Raw genomic sequence first — 15,195 nt, 5'->3', positions numbered from 1 at the left:
GTAGCGGAACGTTTTGGCAATGCAGTCCATGGTGAGGATGCCTTCGCGGTTGGCCACGGGCGTCAACGTCAGGTTGTTGAGCGTCACGATCCGGGAGAGGTTGGCGATGTCGGCCGCGAACAAGCCAATGTCATGGTAAGAGCCCGTCACCCGCACCGAGATCGGCAACTCTGCGTAGTACTCCTTCACGCTGACCTGCCCCGGTCGGAACAACTCGAACTGAAGGCTGCGCCCCAGACCGGCCTGATTGATGTCTGAGAGCAATGCGTCCATTTCAGCCTTGCTAGGCAACTGCTTCTCCAACTGGGTGACGTACTGCTGCACCTGTTCCAGCTGCTTGCGCAACGCGTCCAGGTTCACAGCTTGAATGGCCTTCTTCTTGTAGTCCTCGCGCAGCTGCTGCTCACGAGCCTTTTCTGCGATCAACTGCTCGTCGGAGTCCTTCAACCAGGCGAACCAAAGACCGGCAATGACCGCCACGCAAACCGCCAAAAACAACAGGTTGCGAGGCAAACCCGGCCATTGCGATGGGTCGTTCGGATCCAGTCCGGTGAACTGGCTCTTGAGTTTTTCCTGGACTCCCTTGAAGTCCACGTTGATATTGGGCGATTTGGCCATGGATGTGTGCCCTCTTGATCAGACCTTGCCCGGCGCGGCGGCAGCGCCGGCTGTGCCGGCGGGAGATGCACCTTCGGCGGAGGGGCGCTTCAATGAGACACGCATGGAAAAATTGAACACGCGACGCTGGTCTCGGGCCGTCACAGCGACACTGGACGAAACAATCTCGATCAACTCAGGCCGTGTCAGCCATGGACTGCTGTTGGCCAGATTGCGCAACAAGTCGGAAACACGCTCCTGGGATTGCGCCACACCGTTCAACAGCACGCTCTGACCCTCTTGCTTCATCGACTTGAGGTAGATGCCATCGGGCAGCTGAGCGACCAACTCGTCGAGCAGGTGCACGGGAATGTTGCGATCACCTTGAAGGTCTTCCACCGCGGTTTGCCGCGCCCGCAACGAGGCAATCTCCCTTTGCAATCCGGCGATGTCCTTGATTTCAGCGTCCAGGCGGGTGATCTCGGCCTGAAGGAAGGCGTTGCGATCCTGCTGCGAGGAAATCTGGCCTTGATACCAGGTGAATACGGCGCCGCAAACGATGCCGCCGAGCAGAGCGGACAGGCCGAGCTGGGTGAAAAACTGGTCTTTTTGCCGTTTGCGGGCCGCCTCACGGTGAGGCAAAAGGTTGATCAAGATCATTGGTAGAACCTCCGCAAGGCCAACCCGGTGGAGGTCAGGTAGGAAGGTGCTTCGCGCGAAATCTTGCGGGCCTGGATGGAAGAGGCCATTTCCATCGCGTCAAACGGGTTGATGACCATGCAGGCAAACGACGTCTGGTGCGTGACAGCCTCGGTCAAACCGGGCAAAGCAGCGCTGCCACCCGCCAGCAAGATGTGGTCAACCTTGTTGTACGGCGTGCTGGTGAAGAAGAACTGCAGCGCACGACCGACCTCTTGCGCCATGCTTTCGATGAACGGGTCCAGCACCGCAGCGCGGTAGTCATCGGGAAGATCCCCTGACCGCTTCTTGGCCTCGGCCTCATCGGCCGAGAAGCCGTACTGACGAACGATCAGCTGGGTCAGTTGAGCGCCTCCAAACGCCTGATCGCGCTCGTACAGCACATCGTCGTTGCGCATGACCTGCATGCTGGTGGTCAAAGCGCCCACCTCAAACAGCGCCACCAGAGAGTCGATGCCCTGGTTGGGGAGCGTCTCGATCACGCGGCCGGCGGCCATGCGAGAGGCGTAGGACTCAACGTCCATCACCACCGGCTTGAGCCCGGCGGCCTCCGCCAGACCCTGACGGTCCGATACTTTTTCCTTGCGCGAGGCAGCAATCAAGACTTCCACGTCGCCCACCGAGTTGGCGCTGGGCCCGATCACGCAGAAGTCCAGACTCACTTCGTCCAGCGAGAAAGGGATGTATTGGTTGGCCTCTGACTCCACCTGGGCCTCCAACTCCTTGTCGGACAGCCCTCCGGGCAGGATGATTTTTTTGGTGATCACGGCCGACGCCGGCAGCGCCAGCGCCACATTCTTGGTCTTGCTGCCGCTCTTGCGCACCACGCGGCGCACGGCCTCGGCCACCTCATCGAATTTCTCGATGTTGCCGTCGGTGATCCAGCCGCGCTCCAGCGGCTCCATGGCGCAGCGCTCCAGCACCAGATCACCGGATCGGTTGCGGGAAAGCTCAACCAGCTTGACGCTGGACGAACTCACGTCAATGCCCAACATGGGCGCCGGTTCCCGGCTGAATAACGACCCCAATGAGATCAAGATGACCCCCCGATATGATGACACCCGTGGGCGCCAGACTTAAGAATTCACTTGAATGCTAGCAGCAAGCTCTTTGTCCAGCAAAGAAATTTTGCCTTTGAGACAACTCGAAACGTTGCCAAAACCACACGTGGATGACCGCGCTTGCCCGCTCGTCATGAACCGCTGCGCAGCAAGCTGCTCAACAACTCACAATATGCCGACCACGCTGGCTGAAGCCACGGAGCGCCATTTTTATAATCGGGGTTTGAGGCTCTGATCGACCGCATGTCCAACCAAGATACCCCCACCCCTTCGACGACTTCCAAGCCAGTATCTGCGGGCCACACAGCACTGATCTGGATGGGACGCTTGGTGGTGGCTGTGGCCGGACTGGCGGCGGCAGGTGTTGTAAGCGTGCTGATGGCCGTGGGCATTGCGCTGGCAGTTGCCTATCCAAACCTGCCCGATGTGGCCGGGCTCGCGGACTACCGTCCCAAACTGCCGTTGCGCGTGCTGACGACGGAAGGACAGTTGATCGGCGAATTCGGCGAAGAGCGTCGCAACCTGCTCACGATCAACGAAATTCCCGAGGTGATGAAGAACGCGGTTCTGGCCATTGAAGACGCGCGCTTCTTCGAGCACAACGGCGTGGACTACCGCGGCATGATCCGGGCCGCGCTGGCCAACCTGCGCCAAGCCAAGAGCCAAGGCGCGTCGACCATCACCATGCAGGTCGCGCGCAACGTGTACCTGTCGGCAGAGAAGAGCTACACGCGCAAGATCTACGAGGTGCTGCTGACCTTCAAGCTGGAGCACTTGCTCACCAAAGAGCAGATCCTCGAGATCTACATGAACCAGATTTTCCTGGGTCAGCGTGCCTATGGCTTCTCATCGGCCGCCCAGATCTACTTCGGGAAGGCCCTGAAGGACGTCACCATTGCCGAAGCGGCCATGTTGGCAGGTTTGCCGCAGGCGCCTTCGGCCTACAACCCTGTCCGCAACCCGCGCCGGGCCCGCGCTCGCCAGCTGCACATCATCGACCGCATGGTGGAGAACGGGTTCATCACGGCCGCACAGGCCGAAGAGGCCAAGTCCGAAGAGCTCAAGCTGCGCCCCGTGGGCAACGTGGCGCAGGTTCATGCCGAGTTCGTGGCAGAGATGGTTCGCCAATCGATCGTTGCGCAGTACGGTGAAGAGGCCTACACGCGTGGACTGGTGGTCACCACATCCCTCAAGGCGGCCGAGCAGGAAGCGGCCTACCGCGCGGTGCGCCAGGGCGTTCTCGAGTACGAACGCCGCCAGTTTTACCGCGGCCCCGAGCTGTTCATTGACCTTCCGAGCGACAAAGCGGCGCTGGACGAAGCGGTTGACGATGCACTGGCGGAGCGGCCCGACAACGACGACCTGCTCTCGGCTGTTGTGCTGGAAGCCAGTCCGCGGCGCGTGCTGGCTGTGCGCCAGGACGGCGACCCGTTTGAAATCACGGGCGAGGGTCTCAAACCCGTGCAGTCCGGGCTGTCGGACAAGGCGGGACCCAACATCAAGATCAGGCCCGGTGCGGTGATCCGGGTGGTGCAGACCGCCAACAAGACCTGGCGCATCACGCAGCTGCCTGAAGTGGAGGCGGCTTTTGTGGCCATGGACCCGAGCACAGGCAAGGTGCTCGCCTTGGTGGGCGGATTCGACTTCCAGAAAAGCAAGTTCAACCATGTGACGCAAGCGTGGCGCCAGCCAGGCTCCAGTTTCAAGCCCTTCATCTACTCCGCAGCGCTGGAGAAGGGGCTCACCCCCATGACGGTTGTCAACGATGCGCCGCTGTTCTACAGCGCCGACGCCACCGGCGGCAAGCCTTGGGAGCCCAAGAACTACGACGGGCAGTTCGAAGGACCGATGTCGGTGCGCCGCGCTCTGGCCAAATCGAAGAACATGGTTTCGATCCGTGTTCTGCAACTCGTGGGCACACAGAGCGCCCAGCAGTGGGTGGGGCGTTTTGGCTTCGACATCGACAAGCACCCGCCCTACCTCACCATGGCGCTGGGCGCCGGTTCGGTGACACCGATGCAGATGGCGGTGGGCTACGGGGTGTTCGCCAACGGCGGCTACCGCGTGGCCCCCACACTGATCACGCGGGTTGCCGATCACAAGGGCAAGGTGCTCTTTGAGGCGCCCGAGGCGCAGTTGGCCGACGCACAACGTGCCATCGAACCGCGCAATGCTTTCATCATGAACAGCCTGCTGCAGGAAATCACCCGCTCTGGTACCGCAGCGCGCGCGCAAGCCACACTGAAGCGAACGGATCTGTTTGGGAAAACCGGTACCACCAACGATTCGGTGGACGCCTGGTTTGTGGGCTACCAGCCCACGCTGGTGGCCGCAGCATGGGTCGGCTACGACACGCCACGCAACCTGGGCAGCCGTGAAACCGGTGGCGGCCTGAGCCTGCCGATCTGGATATCGTTCATGTCGCAGGCACTCAAGGACGTGCCGGTCTCACCCTACACCCCACCGCCGGGCGTGATCAATGTGGGTGGTGAGTGGTATTTTGAAGAGTTCACGCCAGGCAACGGCGTGCACGGGCTGGGGTTGCAGGATCCCTGGCCAGGCGCGGTTGTGCCCGAATCCGACCCAGCGGCAAGCACTGCACCGGCTGCCGCACCAGTCGTGGAAGACCGCCGCGGCATCCTCGATCTGTTCAGGAACTGAAGTCCAGCGCCTGACCGGACTGTTCGGAGGCGAAGCGGGACAGATGGGCGAGAAACTCGCCCTGGCCCTTGGTGTCCATCCAGGCGGCGCCGTCGTGGCGGTAATGAAAACCGCCGGCGCGCGCCGCCAACCAGACTTCCTGCAATGGTTTTTGCAGGTTGACGATGATCTGGCTCCCGTTGGCAAACGTCATCGTGATCATGCCGCCCACGCGCTGGTTGTCGACGTCGGCGTCGGTCTGGTCGTTGATGCGATCGCAGGCCAGCTCGATCGATCGCAGAAGCGATTCCGCCAGGTCTTGGTACTCGGTGTCGGTCATTACAATGGTCGCATGTTGAGAACGACACGCATTCTAGGCCGCCCCCCTTCACGCACACGGGGTGTGGGCATGGTGCTGAGTCTGCTTTTCCTGTCGGCTTGTGGTCAAAAAGGACCGCTGTACCTGCCGGGCGCAACGCCGACGCCAGCCAGCGCGAACTCAACGCAAAACGCTCCGACGCCCCCCGCCAACCTCGTGCCGCGCTGAAGACGCACTCCCGGCTGCCGGCCTGTGCATCCCTCCATTTGCCCCATCCCCAGCATGACCACCCTGCCCGGCCAGCCGCCCACGACTCTTCCACCATTCATCTCCTACGAGGCGGGCGAACTCGTGATGGAAGGCGTTTCGCTCAAGCAGTTGGCCAAGGAGCACGGAACTCCGCTGTTCGTCTACAGCCGCGCCGCCGTACTGGACGCGTTGGCCGCGTACCAGCGCGGGCTGGCCGGGCGCTCGCACCAGATCTGCTACGCCATGAAGGCCAACTCCACGCTGGGCATCCTGCAGACGCTGGTGCGCGCGGGTTGCGGACTGGACATCGTCTCGGGTGGCGAACTCGAACGCGCCCTGGCCGCTGGCGTTGAACCTGCCAAGATCATCTTCTCCGGCGTGGGCAAGACGCGCGCCGAAATGCGCCGCGCGCTGGAGGTCGGCATTGGCTGCTTCAACGTGGAAAGCCGCGCCGAGCTCGACGTGCTCGACGAAGTGGCCCGCGGCCTGGGGCAACGCGCGCCGGTGAGCGTGCGCGTGAACCCCAACGTGGACGCCCAGACGCACCCCTACATTTCCACCGGCCTCAAAGGCAACAAGTTCGGCATCGCGCATGAAGACGTGGTGGCCACTTACCAGCACGCGGCCGCGTGCGAAGGCTTGCGCGTGGTGGGCATCGACTGCCACATCGGCTCGCAGATCACTCAGACCGGGCCTTACCTCGACGCGATGGACCGGGTGATCGATCTGGTGCAGAGCATCGAAGCGGCAGGCGTGCCGATCGAGCACATCGACTTCGGCGGCGGACTCGGCATCGACTACCACGGCGACACGCCGCCGCAGGCCGATGCCCTGTGGCAGCAACTGCTGCAGCGCCTGGACGAACGCGGTTTTGGCGATCGCAAGATTTACATCGAGCCCGGGCGCTCACTGGTGGGCAACGCGGGTGTGTGTCTCACCGAGGTGCTGTACCAGAAGCCGGGCGAACAAAAGAACTTTCTCATCGTGGACGCGGCCATGAACGACCTGCCGCGCCCCGCCATGTACCAGGCCTTTCATCGCATCGTGGAAGTCTCTCCTCGCGAAGAAGTACCCATCACCTGGGACGTGGTGGGCCCGGTGTGCGAAAGCGGCGACTGGCTGGGCCGCGACCGCGCGCTGGCCGCACAGGCGGGTGATCTGCTGGCGGTGCTGTCGGCCGGGGCTTACTGCATGAGCATGGCGAGCAACTACAACACGCGGGGTCGTGCCGCCGAGGTGCTGGTGGATGGAAAAGCCGCCACGCTGATCCGGGCGCGCGAATCGGCCGCAGACCAATTGCGTCTGGAAGCCTTGCTCCCGCCAGCCTGATTTGTTGCCTCAGGCCGCGCGCGGTTTTGAGAGCCACCGCCAAAGACGCCAACCCAGCAAGGCTGAAAACAGCCCCGCGTAAACCGCAACCTCCGTGAAATCGTTCTTGCCGCTGCGCATCCAGAAAAAGTGCAGCACCGCCAGACCGGCGATTGCGTACACCGCGCGGTGCAGCAGTTGCCAACGCTGGGCGCCCATGGCGCGAATGGCGCGGTTGAAGGAAGTTGCAGCCAGCACCAGCAAGAGCAACCAGCCCAGAAAGCCCACGAGGATGAACGGGCGCTTGATCACGTCGTCCACGACGGCGGGCACACTGAACTCCATGTCGAACCACGCGTATGCCAGCAGGTGCAGGCAGGCGTAGAAAAACACGAACAGCCCCACCATGCGGCGCAGCCGCGCCAGCGCCACCCAGCCGGTCACCGTGCGCAGCGGCGTGATGGCCAGCACCAGCACGAGAAAACGGATGGTCCAGTCGCCGAGCGAGCGGATCAGCGCCTCGGCCGGGTTGGCGCCGAGCTGGTCGGTGAAGGCCGCCCAGACCAGCCAGGCTAACGGCAACAAGGCCAGCGCGACTCCGACGGGCTTGGTCGCGCTGTGGCCGAGCCAGCGGTTGATGCGCGAACCCGCCGGACGCGAACCGGCGGCAAGCCCCGGCGCTTGGACAGAAGGCATCAGAAGAACTTGCGCAGATCCATGCCCGCGTAGAGCTGACCCACTTGCGGCTCGTAGCCGTTGAACATCTGCGTCTGGCGGCGCTTGGCAAACAGGCCGCCCTCTTCGCCGATCCGGCGCTCGGTGGCCTGGCTCCAGCGCGGGTGCGACACCTGCGGGTTCACGTTCGAATAAAACCCGTACTCCATCGGTGCGGCACGGTTCCACGCGGTGCGCGGCTCCTTGTCGGTGAAGCGTATTTTCACGATCGATTTGCCACTCTTGAAACCGTACTTCCACGGCACCACCAGGCGCACTGGCGCACCGTTCTGGTTGGGCAACACCTCGCCGTACATGCCGAAGGTCAGCAGCGTGAGCGGGTGCATGGCCTCATCCAGACGCAACCCTTCTACATACGGCCACTCCAGCACGTTCGAATTCAAGCCGGGCATCTGTTTGTTGTCGGCCAACGTCACGAACTCCACGAACTTGGCGCTGCCCTGGGGCTGCACCTGTTTGATGAGCTCGGCCATCGAGTAGCCCACCCATGGCACGACCATCGACCAGCCTTCGACACAGCGCAGGCGGTAAATGCGCTCTTCCATCGGGCTGAGTTTGAGCAAGGCGTCCAGATCCAAGGTGCCGGGCTTGTTCACCAGGCCCTCGACGGCGACGGTCCATGGGCGCGTCTTGAGCGACTTGGCGTACACCGCCGGGTCGGCCTTGTCGGTGCTGAACTCGTAGTAGTTGTTGTAAGTGCTGGCATCGTCGTACGAGGTCAGCTTCTCCACGGTGGTGGCGCCAGGCACGCTGGAGGCCTTGCCGGGCAGCGGCAGCAGCTTTCCCGGGCGGGGCGTGGGGCCTGCGGACTGGGCCCATGCGTCTTGGGTGGCCCATGAGGCCACGCCGCCCACAGCGGCTGCGGTGAACGCGCTGCGCTGCAGCCACTGCCGGCGATTCTGGTAAGCCGCCTTGGCCGTGATTTCGCTGGGGAAAGGATGGTTGAAACCGTCTTGGGTGGTGCGGATGAGCATGGGGCGGTCCTGGTCCGTGCAACGCCCCGCGCAGAGGATGCCGCGCAGGACTTGCCGTGAGTCATCGGACAGCCACGATTCTTACAAAGTTCCATGGCAGGCCGCACCGACCTGCCCGCTTGACCCCGTGGTCAGGCTCAGAGTTCGCCGTAGCTGTGCAGACCCGACAGGAACATGTTCACGCCCAGGAAAGCGAAGGTGGTGATGGCCAGACCCACCAGCGCCCACCAGGCCGCCACGGTACCGCGCAAGCCTTTCATGAGGCGCATGTGCAGCCAGGCTGCGTAGTTCAGCCAGACGATCAGCGCCCAGGTTTCCTTCGGGTCCCAGCTCCAGTAGCCCCCCCAGGCCTCGGCTGCCCACAAGGCCCCCAGAACCGTGGCGATGGTGAAGAACGCGAAACCCACCGCGATGGCCTTGTACATCACGTCGTCCAGCACCTCGAAGCTGGGCAGGCGTTCGGCGATGCGTTTGCGCCCGAACATGATGGCGCCCACGATGAGCGCCGACACGCCGAAGTAAACAAACCAGTAGCTGCCACCTTTCTCGGCCGCCGACTGGCGGAACACGATCGGCTCCAGGCACAGCACGAGGCCCAGAATCCACAGCGGCGCGAGCTTGTACCAGCGGGTCTCGTGCGCGCTCTGCTTGATGAGGTAGGCGAACGCCAGCATGGCTGCGATGGCAAAGGTGCCGTAGCCAATGAAGTTGGCCGGCACATGCACCTTCATCCACCAGCTTTGCAGTGCGGGCACCAAGGGCTGAATTTCATGCGCTTCGCGGACCACGGTGTACCAGAGCAAAAAGCCCACCGCAGCGCTCACCACCAACATCACGAACGCGCCCATGCGGCGCGTCTTGTACACGTCTTCGTAATACAGATAGAAGGCTGCGGTCATCCAGCAGAACAGCACAAACACTTCGTAGAGGTTGCTCACGGGAATGTGGCCGATGTCGGGGCCGATCTGGTGGCTCTCGTACCAGCGCACCATGGTGCCGATGAGCGCCAGCGTCACCGCCACCCAGGCCAGCCGCGAACCCAGCAGCTCGAAGGAATCGCCCGCGCGGGTGAGCATGCCGACCCAGTAAAACGCAGTGCTCATGAAAAACAGCAGGCTCATCCACAAAATGGCCGACTGGCTGGAGATGAAGTACTTCAGCATGAACACCTGATCGGCACGTGCGAGGTCGGCCGTGCCGGCGGGCGTCTGGTACAGCCAGATGGCCAGCAAGGCAAACGCCGCCACAACCACCGACAGCACCCCCAACGGCCGCCAGAACCAGGCCAGCCAGATCAGGGAGGGCACTGTGCCCACGAGGATGGCCTTTTCGTAAAAGTCCATGGCCGAGCCGTACAGCGCAAATGCCACAGCAGTGCCTGCCAGGACCAGGACGGCAAACAGCCAGTCCCAACCATTGCGGCGCGCAAAGTAGCTCGGCTCCAGGCCGTGACCGCCCCGGTTTTTCTTCAGTTCGATGGTCTGGTTTGCGGTGGCGGTATTCATGCTGGCACCTTCAACAATTGGGTCTTCAAAAGATCAAATTCGCGGTCGACTTCCATCGTCTTGCGGTTCGACGACAGGGCCATGGTGGCCATCGAGGATTGTTCGGCCGACGGCGCAAGCCACACCCACAGGCGGCGTTCGCGCACATAGAGCATGGCAAAAATGCCGACGATCAGCAGCAGACAGCCCAGATACACGATGTTCTGGCCCGGAGCACGCGCGACCTGGAACACGCTTGCCTGCACGTGGGTGAAGTCCTTGAGTTGAAACGTCATGGGCGCAGGATAGAAAAAGGTGTCGCTCAGACTGATCACGGCTTGCGTCATGAACTGCTGCGTGGCGTCGTTGCGCTCCAGCGGCGGCAGATCGGCGCGTTCGCGGCTGACTTGCAAGAGCTCGAACAGCGTGCCGTTCAAGATGCGCACCAGCACTTCGCTGGCGCGTTCACGCTCGGCCTGCGGCACATTGTTCTCGAGAAAAGTCGACACCGCCTGCAAGCCGCCCAGCACGGAGGGGTTGGTGGTCGAGCCATTCACCACGGGCGTGACCTGCAGCGAAGGCTCGGCCCCCGCAAACAGGGCCAGCGCGCGCGTGGCTGACGCCATCAGGGCTTCAGCCAGCTCCGGGCGCCCGTCTTCGACCGCCGAGACGGCGTAGCGGCGCACCGCGAGTTCGCGCATCTGCGGATCGTCGAGGGCCGCGCGCAGTCGAACAAAGCCGTCCATGCTGTCTTTCTCGTCCACCGGGATGCGCAGATACCGGAACGCCTCGGAAGGCGTGTCGCGCAAGCCCAGCAGGTAAACGCGCGCGCCCTCGATGTCCATCGGCAGCATGTAGTTGTGGTACTCCACCGCCTGACCCGCTGCATCGCGCAGCTTGTAGGTGATGCTCGGGCCCACGTTGCGCAAGGTTTTTTCGGTGACGGTCTTGTGGCCACTGCCCAGGCGGCTTTCGATCGAACTGCGCAGGTCGACCTTGCGCACATCCACGCCAGCGGTGGGATTCACACCGGCGAAGTTCTCCACGTTGATCGTGCGCAGGCCGGTGTACTCCAGCACCAGCTTGTCGTCTCCGTTGCTCAGCTCGCTCGAACTGCCAATGGTGCCTTCGATTTCGAACGGGCGCGTGGGCCGATTCAAGGGAACGGCCTGCAGCTTCACGCGCGAGCCGCCGTCGTCAAAGCTCGATTGGTAGATGTTGATGCCGCGGTGACTCGCCGGGTGGTTCACCTCCACGCGCGCCTCTTTCTTTTCGCCGGTCTCGAAGTCGGTGATCACGATGTCGCTGGCGAACAGCTTGGGCATGCCGGTGTCGTAGTACTCGACGATGAACTTCTTGAGCTCGACCGAGAACGGCAGGTCTTGCAGCAACACGCCGGTGGGCTGGGCCAGGATGGCCGTGCTCGCGGTCGTGCCCTCGGTCACCAGCAGGTTGGCGCGGAAGGTCGGGTTGCTCGAGGAAAGCCGGTGCTGCGTCGGCACATCGGCGATCAGGCCACCGCCGGTGAATGCCGACTTGCCGTTGAACCAGGTTTGCGCACGTACCATGAGGTCGCCGTCGAGCAGGCCGCCTATGCACACCAGCACGATGGCGCTGTGCGCCGCGATGTAGCCGATCTTGTTGGCCGCACCGGTCTTGGCCGCCACCATCCAGCCCTGGCCATGCGGCGTGTCGCGCGACTGCAGCTTGACCTTCCAGCCAGAGCCCAACAGCGTCTGCCCGATGCGGTTGGCCGCAGCCTGCGCTGATTCGCCCAGGGCACTTTCAGCCCGGTGGGGAAAGGCCTTGAGGCTTTGCTCCCGGATGTTTTCCTTGTAAACCTTGAAGTCGGCCAGGATTTTGGGCGTGTTGCGGGCGATGCACAGGCTGGTGCTGACCACCAGAAACGCCAGGATCAACAGGAACCACCAGGCGCTGTAGACCGAATACAGGTTGGCGCTGGCAAACACATCGGCCCAGAACGGACCAAACTGGTTGACGTAGTTGTTGAACGGCTCATGCTGCTTGATCACCGTGCCGATCACAGACGCGATGCAGATGACGGTGAGCAGCGAGATGGAGAACCGCATCGACGACAACAGCTCCACCGTCTCGCTGACGATGCGCGAGCCGGTGCGGATGTGGAGGCCTTGGGTGGAAACGGTCATGAATCGGAGGGGGGGTGAGAACGGTTCAACAAAAAGGGCGGTTCCGGTGATCCCGGAACGCGCCCTGTTGTGATGTTTTTTTTTGCTGGCGGTTCACCGCCGTGAGGCATTAACGTATTGTGCCGCTAAATATTAACGATCGCTTATATCCCAGCTGCCGAGCCGGGGCAATGGCCCCGGACTGACATCAGCGCAGACCGGCGATGTAGTCGGACACCGCCTTGATCTCGCGGTCGTTCATCTTGGCCGCCACACCCGTCATCTGGGCGTTGTTGGCGCGCGTGCCGTCGCGGAAATGCTTGAGCTGCGTTTCGGTGTATTCGGCATGCTGCCCGGAAAGGCGTGGGTACTGCGAAGGGATGCCCGCACCGTTCGGGCTGTGGCACCCTGCGCAAGCGGCAATCTGACGGTCGGGAATGCCCCCGCGGTAAATGCGCTCGCCCAAGTTCACAAGATCCTTGTCGCTGGCAGCACCCGGTGTGGCCTTTTGACTGGCCAGCCAGAAGGCAATGTTGCGCATGTCGTCATCGGAGAGGCCCGAGGCAAAGCCCGTCATGATCGCGTTGTTGCGCTTGCCGGATTTGTATTCCTGCAGTTGCTTGATCAGGTATTCGGGGTGTTGCTGGGCCAGCTTGGGGTTCGCGGGCGTGCTGGAGTTGCCGTCAGCCGCGTGGCAGGCCACGCAGGCACCGCCGAACAGGGCAGCTCCCTTGGCCAGATCGGGTTTGACCGCCTGCGCCTGGACACTGAACGACAAAGCCGCAGCAGCGGCGGCGCAAAGAAGGGAAACAGGCAATTTCATGACGGGACGGGCGTCGTGTGCGACGTGTTCGGGTTGAAGAATTTCGCGGGATGTCTGGTTACAGCCAATCGATTTTACAATGCGCTCTCGGGAAACCCCCTCAATGACCCAGAACCACACTCCAGCCAATACCCCTGCTTCCCCGTCCGCGGACGCCAAGAGCCCCCAAGCCCGGACACCCAACGCTGGAAAACCCTCCGATCTGCAGACCCCCGACATCAAGATCGCGCACGGTTGGCTGCACACCGCGCGCTTTCTCACCACCGCACCCCAGCTCGAACATTTGCCGCCGCTCACGGTGCCAGAGGTAGCGTTTGTCGGGCGTTCCAACGCGGGCAAGTCGACCTGTATCAACACCCTGACGCAGCAAAAACGCCTGGCCTTTGCCTCCAAGACACCGGGGCGCACGCAGAGCATCAACCTGTTCTCGCTCGGCAAACAGGGCGTGACCGACGCGGTGCTGGCCGACCTGCCCGGCTATGGTTACGCAGCCGTGCCGCGCGAGGCCAAACTGCGCTGGCAGCGCGTGATGGGCAACTACCTGCTCACGCGCGAGAACCTCAAGGGTGTGGTGCTGCTGATCGACCCACGCCTGGGTTTGACCGAACTCGACGACATCCTGCTCGAAGTGATTCGCCCCCGGGTCGAAGCTGGCCTGAAGTTTCTGGTGCTGCTCACCAAGTCCGACAAGCTCAACCACGCCGAGGCCCAGAAGGCCCTGTCGATTGCGCGACTGCAGTCGGGCGGCGGCGAGGCGAGACTCTTTTCTGCCCTGAAGAAAAAAGGGCTGGACGAAGTGGCACAGATGCTGTGGGACTGGACGCACGATGGCAGCACCGTGACGACAGCGCCCGCCACCGCGCCCGAAGACGAGCCCCCCGCCCTCGATTGATCAGGTGCGGGTTCATCGAGACAGCCCGCCATGATTGAAACCTTCCAACAAACCCTGCCGCACGGCATCACGCTGAGTTGCCGGGCCTGCGGCCAGCCGGGTCGTCCGGTACTGCTGTTCCTGCACGGGTTTCCGGAGGCCGCTTTCGTCTGGGACGAATTGCTGCACCACTTTGCCCAGCCTGAGAACGGCGGCTACCGCTGCGTGGCGCCCAACCTGCGCGGCTTTGAACAGTCAAGCGCACCCACCGAGGTACCTGCCTACCGGGCCAAACCGCTGGTGCAGGACCTCACGGCGTTGATCGACGCCATCACACAGGACAGTCTCACGCCAGGCCAGCTGGCTGGCCTGGTGGCACACGACTGGGGCGGTGCGCTGGCCTGGAGTGTGGCAGCTCAGTACCCAGCCATCCTGCGCCAGCTTGCCATCGTCAACGCGCCCCACCCCGCCACCTTCCAGCGCGAACTCGCAAACTCGCCGTCTCAGCAGGCGTCCAGCGCCTACATGAACTTTCTGGCGCGCCCGGATGCGCCTGCGCTGCTCGCTGAAAACGACTTCGCGCGCCTGTGGCCCTTCTTCACCAACATGGCCGCCGACAGCGGGCCGATGGCCTGGCTGGACGACGCCACGCGCCAGCGATACCGCGAGGTCTGGAGCCTGGGTCTGCACGGCCCCTGCAACTACTACGCGGCATCACCTTTGCGCCCACCCACCGCCAACGATCCGGGTGCTGTGGCGGTACAGCTGGCGCGCGAGCGCGTGACGGTGAACGTGCCCACACTGGTGGTCTGGGGGCTGGGTGATACCGCCTTGCCTGAGGCATTGCTGGAAGGATTGGATGGCTTTGTGCCCGATCTGCGCATTGAGCGCGTGCCCGGTGCCACGCACTGGATCGTGCACGAGCAGCCGCAGCAGGTGGCAGCGCTGATCGGCGATTTCCTGAAAGCTTGAGCGGCCTTTGTCAGAGACCGGCGTAGAACGACGTTTCGCCCTCGGGCCGCGTCTTGAAGCGCTTGTGCACCCAGTAGTACTGCTCGGGTGTGGCTCGAATGAAGCCTTCGAGGAAGAGGTTCATGGTGGCCGTGTCGGCTTCCACATCGCCCGTGGGGTAGTTTGCCCAGGGCGAATGCACCGTGACCTCATAGCCTTCTTTCGTGAGGCGACTGACCACCGGCACCACACGCGCCCGGGCCATGCGGGCGAACCGCGAGAGCGACGTGATGGTGGCGGTCTGCACGCCGAAGAACGGCACAAAGACCGAGTCGCG

Annotated in this window: 14 protein-coding genes and 1 pseudogene; 5 read left to right on the top strand and 10 right to left on the bottom strand. The window is 62.9% G+C overall.

Features of this window, described 5'->3' with window-relative positions:
* The 3 genes from Q0C59_RS13575 to Q0C59_RS13565 all read right to left on the bottom strand — a co-directional run.
* Nucleotides 1-618, bottom strand: a 618-nt coding sequence (locus tag Q0C59_RS13575) for a type 4a pilus biogenesis protein PilO (protein ID WP_291216361.1), incomplete at its 3' end; no start/stop codon positions are given.
* An 18-nt stretch (nt 619-636) separates the two neighbouring features.
* Complete coding sequence (locus tag Q0C59_RS13570; RefSeq protein WP_291216360.1) at nt 637-1,257, bottom strand: PilN domain-containing protein; 621 nt, start codon at nt 1,255-1,257, stop codon at nt 637-639.
* Nucleotides 1,254-2,333: a pilus assembly protein PilM gene (locus Q0C59_RS13565; protein ID WP_159607886.1), complete on the bottom strand. Its 1,080-nt coding sequence runs from the start codon at nt 2,331-2,333 to the stop codon at nt 1,254-1,256. Before Q0C59_RS13565 ends, Q0C59_RS13570 begins: the two co-directional genes overlap by 4 nt.
* A gap of 342 nt (nt 2,334-2,675) precedes the next feature.
* Between Q0C59_RS13565 and Q0C59_RS13560 the strand changes: the two genes are divergently transcribed.
* Nucleotides 2,676-5,018 (top strand): penicillin-binding protein 1A, encoded by a 2,343-nt coding sequence (locus tag Q0C59_RS13560; protein WP_291216359.1) that lies wholly within the window; start codon nt 2,676-2,678, stop codon nt 5,016-5,018.
* On the opposite strand, the gene cyaY is transcribed toward Q0C59_RS13560, so the two are convergent.
* Nucleotides 5,008-5,337, bottom strand: coding sequence for an iron donor protein CyaY (cyaY, locus tag Q0C59_RS13555; RefSeq protein WP_291216358.1), 330 nt, complete (start codon nt 5,335-5,337; stop codon nt 5,008-5,010). The two genes, Q0C59_RS13560 and cyaY, sit on opposite strands and share 11 nt — an antisense overlap.
* A gap of 12 nt (nt 5,338-5,349) precedes the next feature.
* On the opposite strand from cyaY, the gene Q0C59_RS19655 reads away from it, so the two are divergent.
* Together Q0C59_RS19655 and lysA are read left to right on the top strand one after the other, a co-directional pair.
* Complete coding sequence (locus tag Q0C59_RS19655; RefSeq protein WP_366518870.1) at nt 5,350-5,544, top strand: LPS translocon maturation chaperone LptM; 195 nt, start codon at nt 5,350-5,352, stop codon at nt 5,542-5,544.
* Between the two features lie 54 nt (nt 5,545-5,598).
* The gene (lysA, locus tag Q0C59_RS13550; RefSeq protein ID WP_291216357.1) at nt 5,599-6,894 is read left to right on the top strand and encodes a diaminopimelate decarboxylase; all 1,296 of its coding nucleotides are present in this window, start codon (nt 5,599-5,601) and stop codon (nt 6,892-6,894) included.
* Between the two features lie 9 nt (nt 6,895-6,903).
* Here lysA and Q0C59_RS13545 read toward each other — a convergent pair whose 3' ends face one another.
* The 5 genes from Q0C59_RS13545 to Q0C59_RS13525 form a co-directional block, all read right to left on the bottom strand.
* Nucleotides 6,904-7,569, bottom strand: coding sequence for a sulfite oxidase heme-binding subunit YedZ (locus Q0C59_RS13545; protein WP_291216356.1), 666 nt, complete (start codon nt 7,567-7,569; stop codon nt 6,904-6,906).
* Nucleotides 7,569-8,582 (bottom strand): protein-methionine-sulfoxide reductase catalytic subunit MsrP, encoded by a 1,014-nt coding sequence (gene msrP / locus Q0C59_RS13540; protein WP_291216355.1) that lies wholly within the window; start codon nt 8,580-8,582, stop codon nt 7,569-7,571. Before msrP ends, Q0C59_RS13545 begins: the two co-directional genes overlap by 1 nt.
* 137 nt (nt 8,583-8,719) lie before the next feature.
* On the bottom strand, nt 8,720-10,087 hold the full coding sequence (ccsB, locus tag Q0C59_RS13535; RefSeq protein WP_291216354.1) for a c-type cytochrome biogenesis protein CcsB: 1,368 nt from the start codon (nt 10,085-10,087) through the stop codon (nt 8,720-8,722).
* Nucleotides 10,084-12,234, bottom strand: a complete 2,151-nt coding sequence (locus tag Q0C59_RS13530; RefSeq protein ID WP_291216353.1) for a cytochrome c biogenesis protein ResB — start codon at nt 12,232-12,234, stop codon at nt 10,084-10,086. The genes ccsB and Q0C59_RS13530 overlap by 4 nt, the downstream gene beginning before the upstream one ends.
* Before the next feature lie 187 nt (nt 12,235-12,421).
* The gene (locus Q0C59_RS13525) at nt 12,422-13,036 is read right to left on the bottom strand and encodes a cytochrome c (RefSeq protein ID WP_291216352.1); all 615 of its coding nucleotides are present in this window, start codon (nt 13,034-13,036) and stop codon (nt 12,422-12,424) included.
* 103 nt (nt 13,037-13,139) lie between these two features.
* Between Q0C59_RS13525 and yihA the strand changes: the two genes are divergently transcribed.
* The gene (yihA, locus tag Q0C59_RS13520) at nt 13,140-13,928 is read left to right on the top strand and encodes a ribosome biogenesis GTP-binding protein YihA/YsxC (protein WP_291216351.1); all 789 of its coding nucleotides are present in this window, start codon (nt 13,140-13,142) and stop codon (nt 13,926-13,928) included.
* Between the two features lie 30 nt (nt 13,929-13,958).
* Nucleotides 13,959-14,879: an alpha/beta fold hydrolase gene (locus tag Q0C59_RS13515; protein WP_291216350.1), complete on the top strand. Its 921-nt coding sequence runs from the start codon at nt 13,959-13,961 to the stop codon at nt 14,877-14,879.
* A gap of 10 nt (nt 14,880-14,889) precedes the next feature.
* On the opposite strand, the pseudogene Q0C59_RS13510 reads toward Q0C59_RS13515, so the two are convergent.
* A pseudogene (locus Q0C59_RS13510) lies at nt 14,890-15,195 on the bottom strand (lipid A biosynthesis acyltransferase); the annotation flags it as partial.

Origin of the sequence: Hydrogenophaga sp. (assembly GCF_022844385.1) — a bacterium.
Lineage (GTDB): Bacteria > Pseudomonadota > Gammaproteobacteria > Burkholderiales > Burkholderiaceae_C > Hydrogenophaga.
This window is presented reverse-complemented; position numbering and strand designations above follow the sequence as displayed.

Bases quoted from the DNA above. Each gene is read 5' to 3' on its own strand.
- yihA (WP_291216351.1), top strand. From the start codon at position 13,140: ATGACCCAGAACCACACTCCAGCCAATACCCCTGCTTCCCCGTCCGCG.
- cyaY (WP_291216358.1), bottom strand. From the start codon at position 5,337: ATGACCGACACCGAGTACCAAGACCTGGCGGAATCGCTTCTGCGATCG.
- Q0C59_RS13560 (WP_291216359.1), top strand. From the start codon at position 2,676: ATGGGACGCTTGGTGGTGGCTGTGGCCGGACTGGCGGCGGCAGGTGTT.
- Q0C59_RS13525 (WP_291216352.1), bottom strand. From the start codon at position 13,036: ATGAAATTGCCTGTTTCCCTTCTTTGCGCCGCCGCTGCTGCGGCTTTG.
- ccsB (WP_291216354.1), bottom strand. From the start codon at position 10,087: ATGAATACCGCCACCGCAAACCAGACCATCGAACTGAAGAAAAACCGG.
- Q0C59_RS13570 (WP_291216360.1), bottom strand. From the start codon at position 1,257: ATGATCTTGATCAACCTTTTGCCTCACCGTGAGGCGGCCCGCAAACGG.
- Q0C59_RS13545 (WP_291216356.1), bottom strand. From the start codon at position 7,569: ATGCCTTCTGTCCAAGCGCCGGGGCTTGCCGCCGGTTCGCGTCCGGCG.
- Q0C59_RS19655 (WP_366518870.1), top strand. From the start codon at position 5,350: ATGTTGAGAACGACACGCATTCTAGGCCGCCCCCCTTCACGCACACGG.
- lysA (WP_291216357.1), top strand. From the start codon at position 5,599: ATGACCACCCTGCCCGGCCAGCCGCCCACGACTCTTCCACCATTCATC.
- Q0C59_RS13530 (WP_291216353.1), bottom strand. From the start codon at position 12,234: ATGACCGTTTCCACCCAAGGCCTCCACATCCGCACCGGCTCGCGCATC.
- msrP (WP_291216355.1), bottom strand. From the start codon at position 8,582: ATGCTCATCCGCACCACCCAAGACGGTTTCAACCATCCTTTCCCCAGC.
- Q0C59_RS13515 (WP_291216350.1), top strand. From the start codon at position 13,959: ATGATTGAAACCTTCCAACAAACCCTGCCGCACGGCATCACGCTGAGT.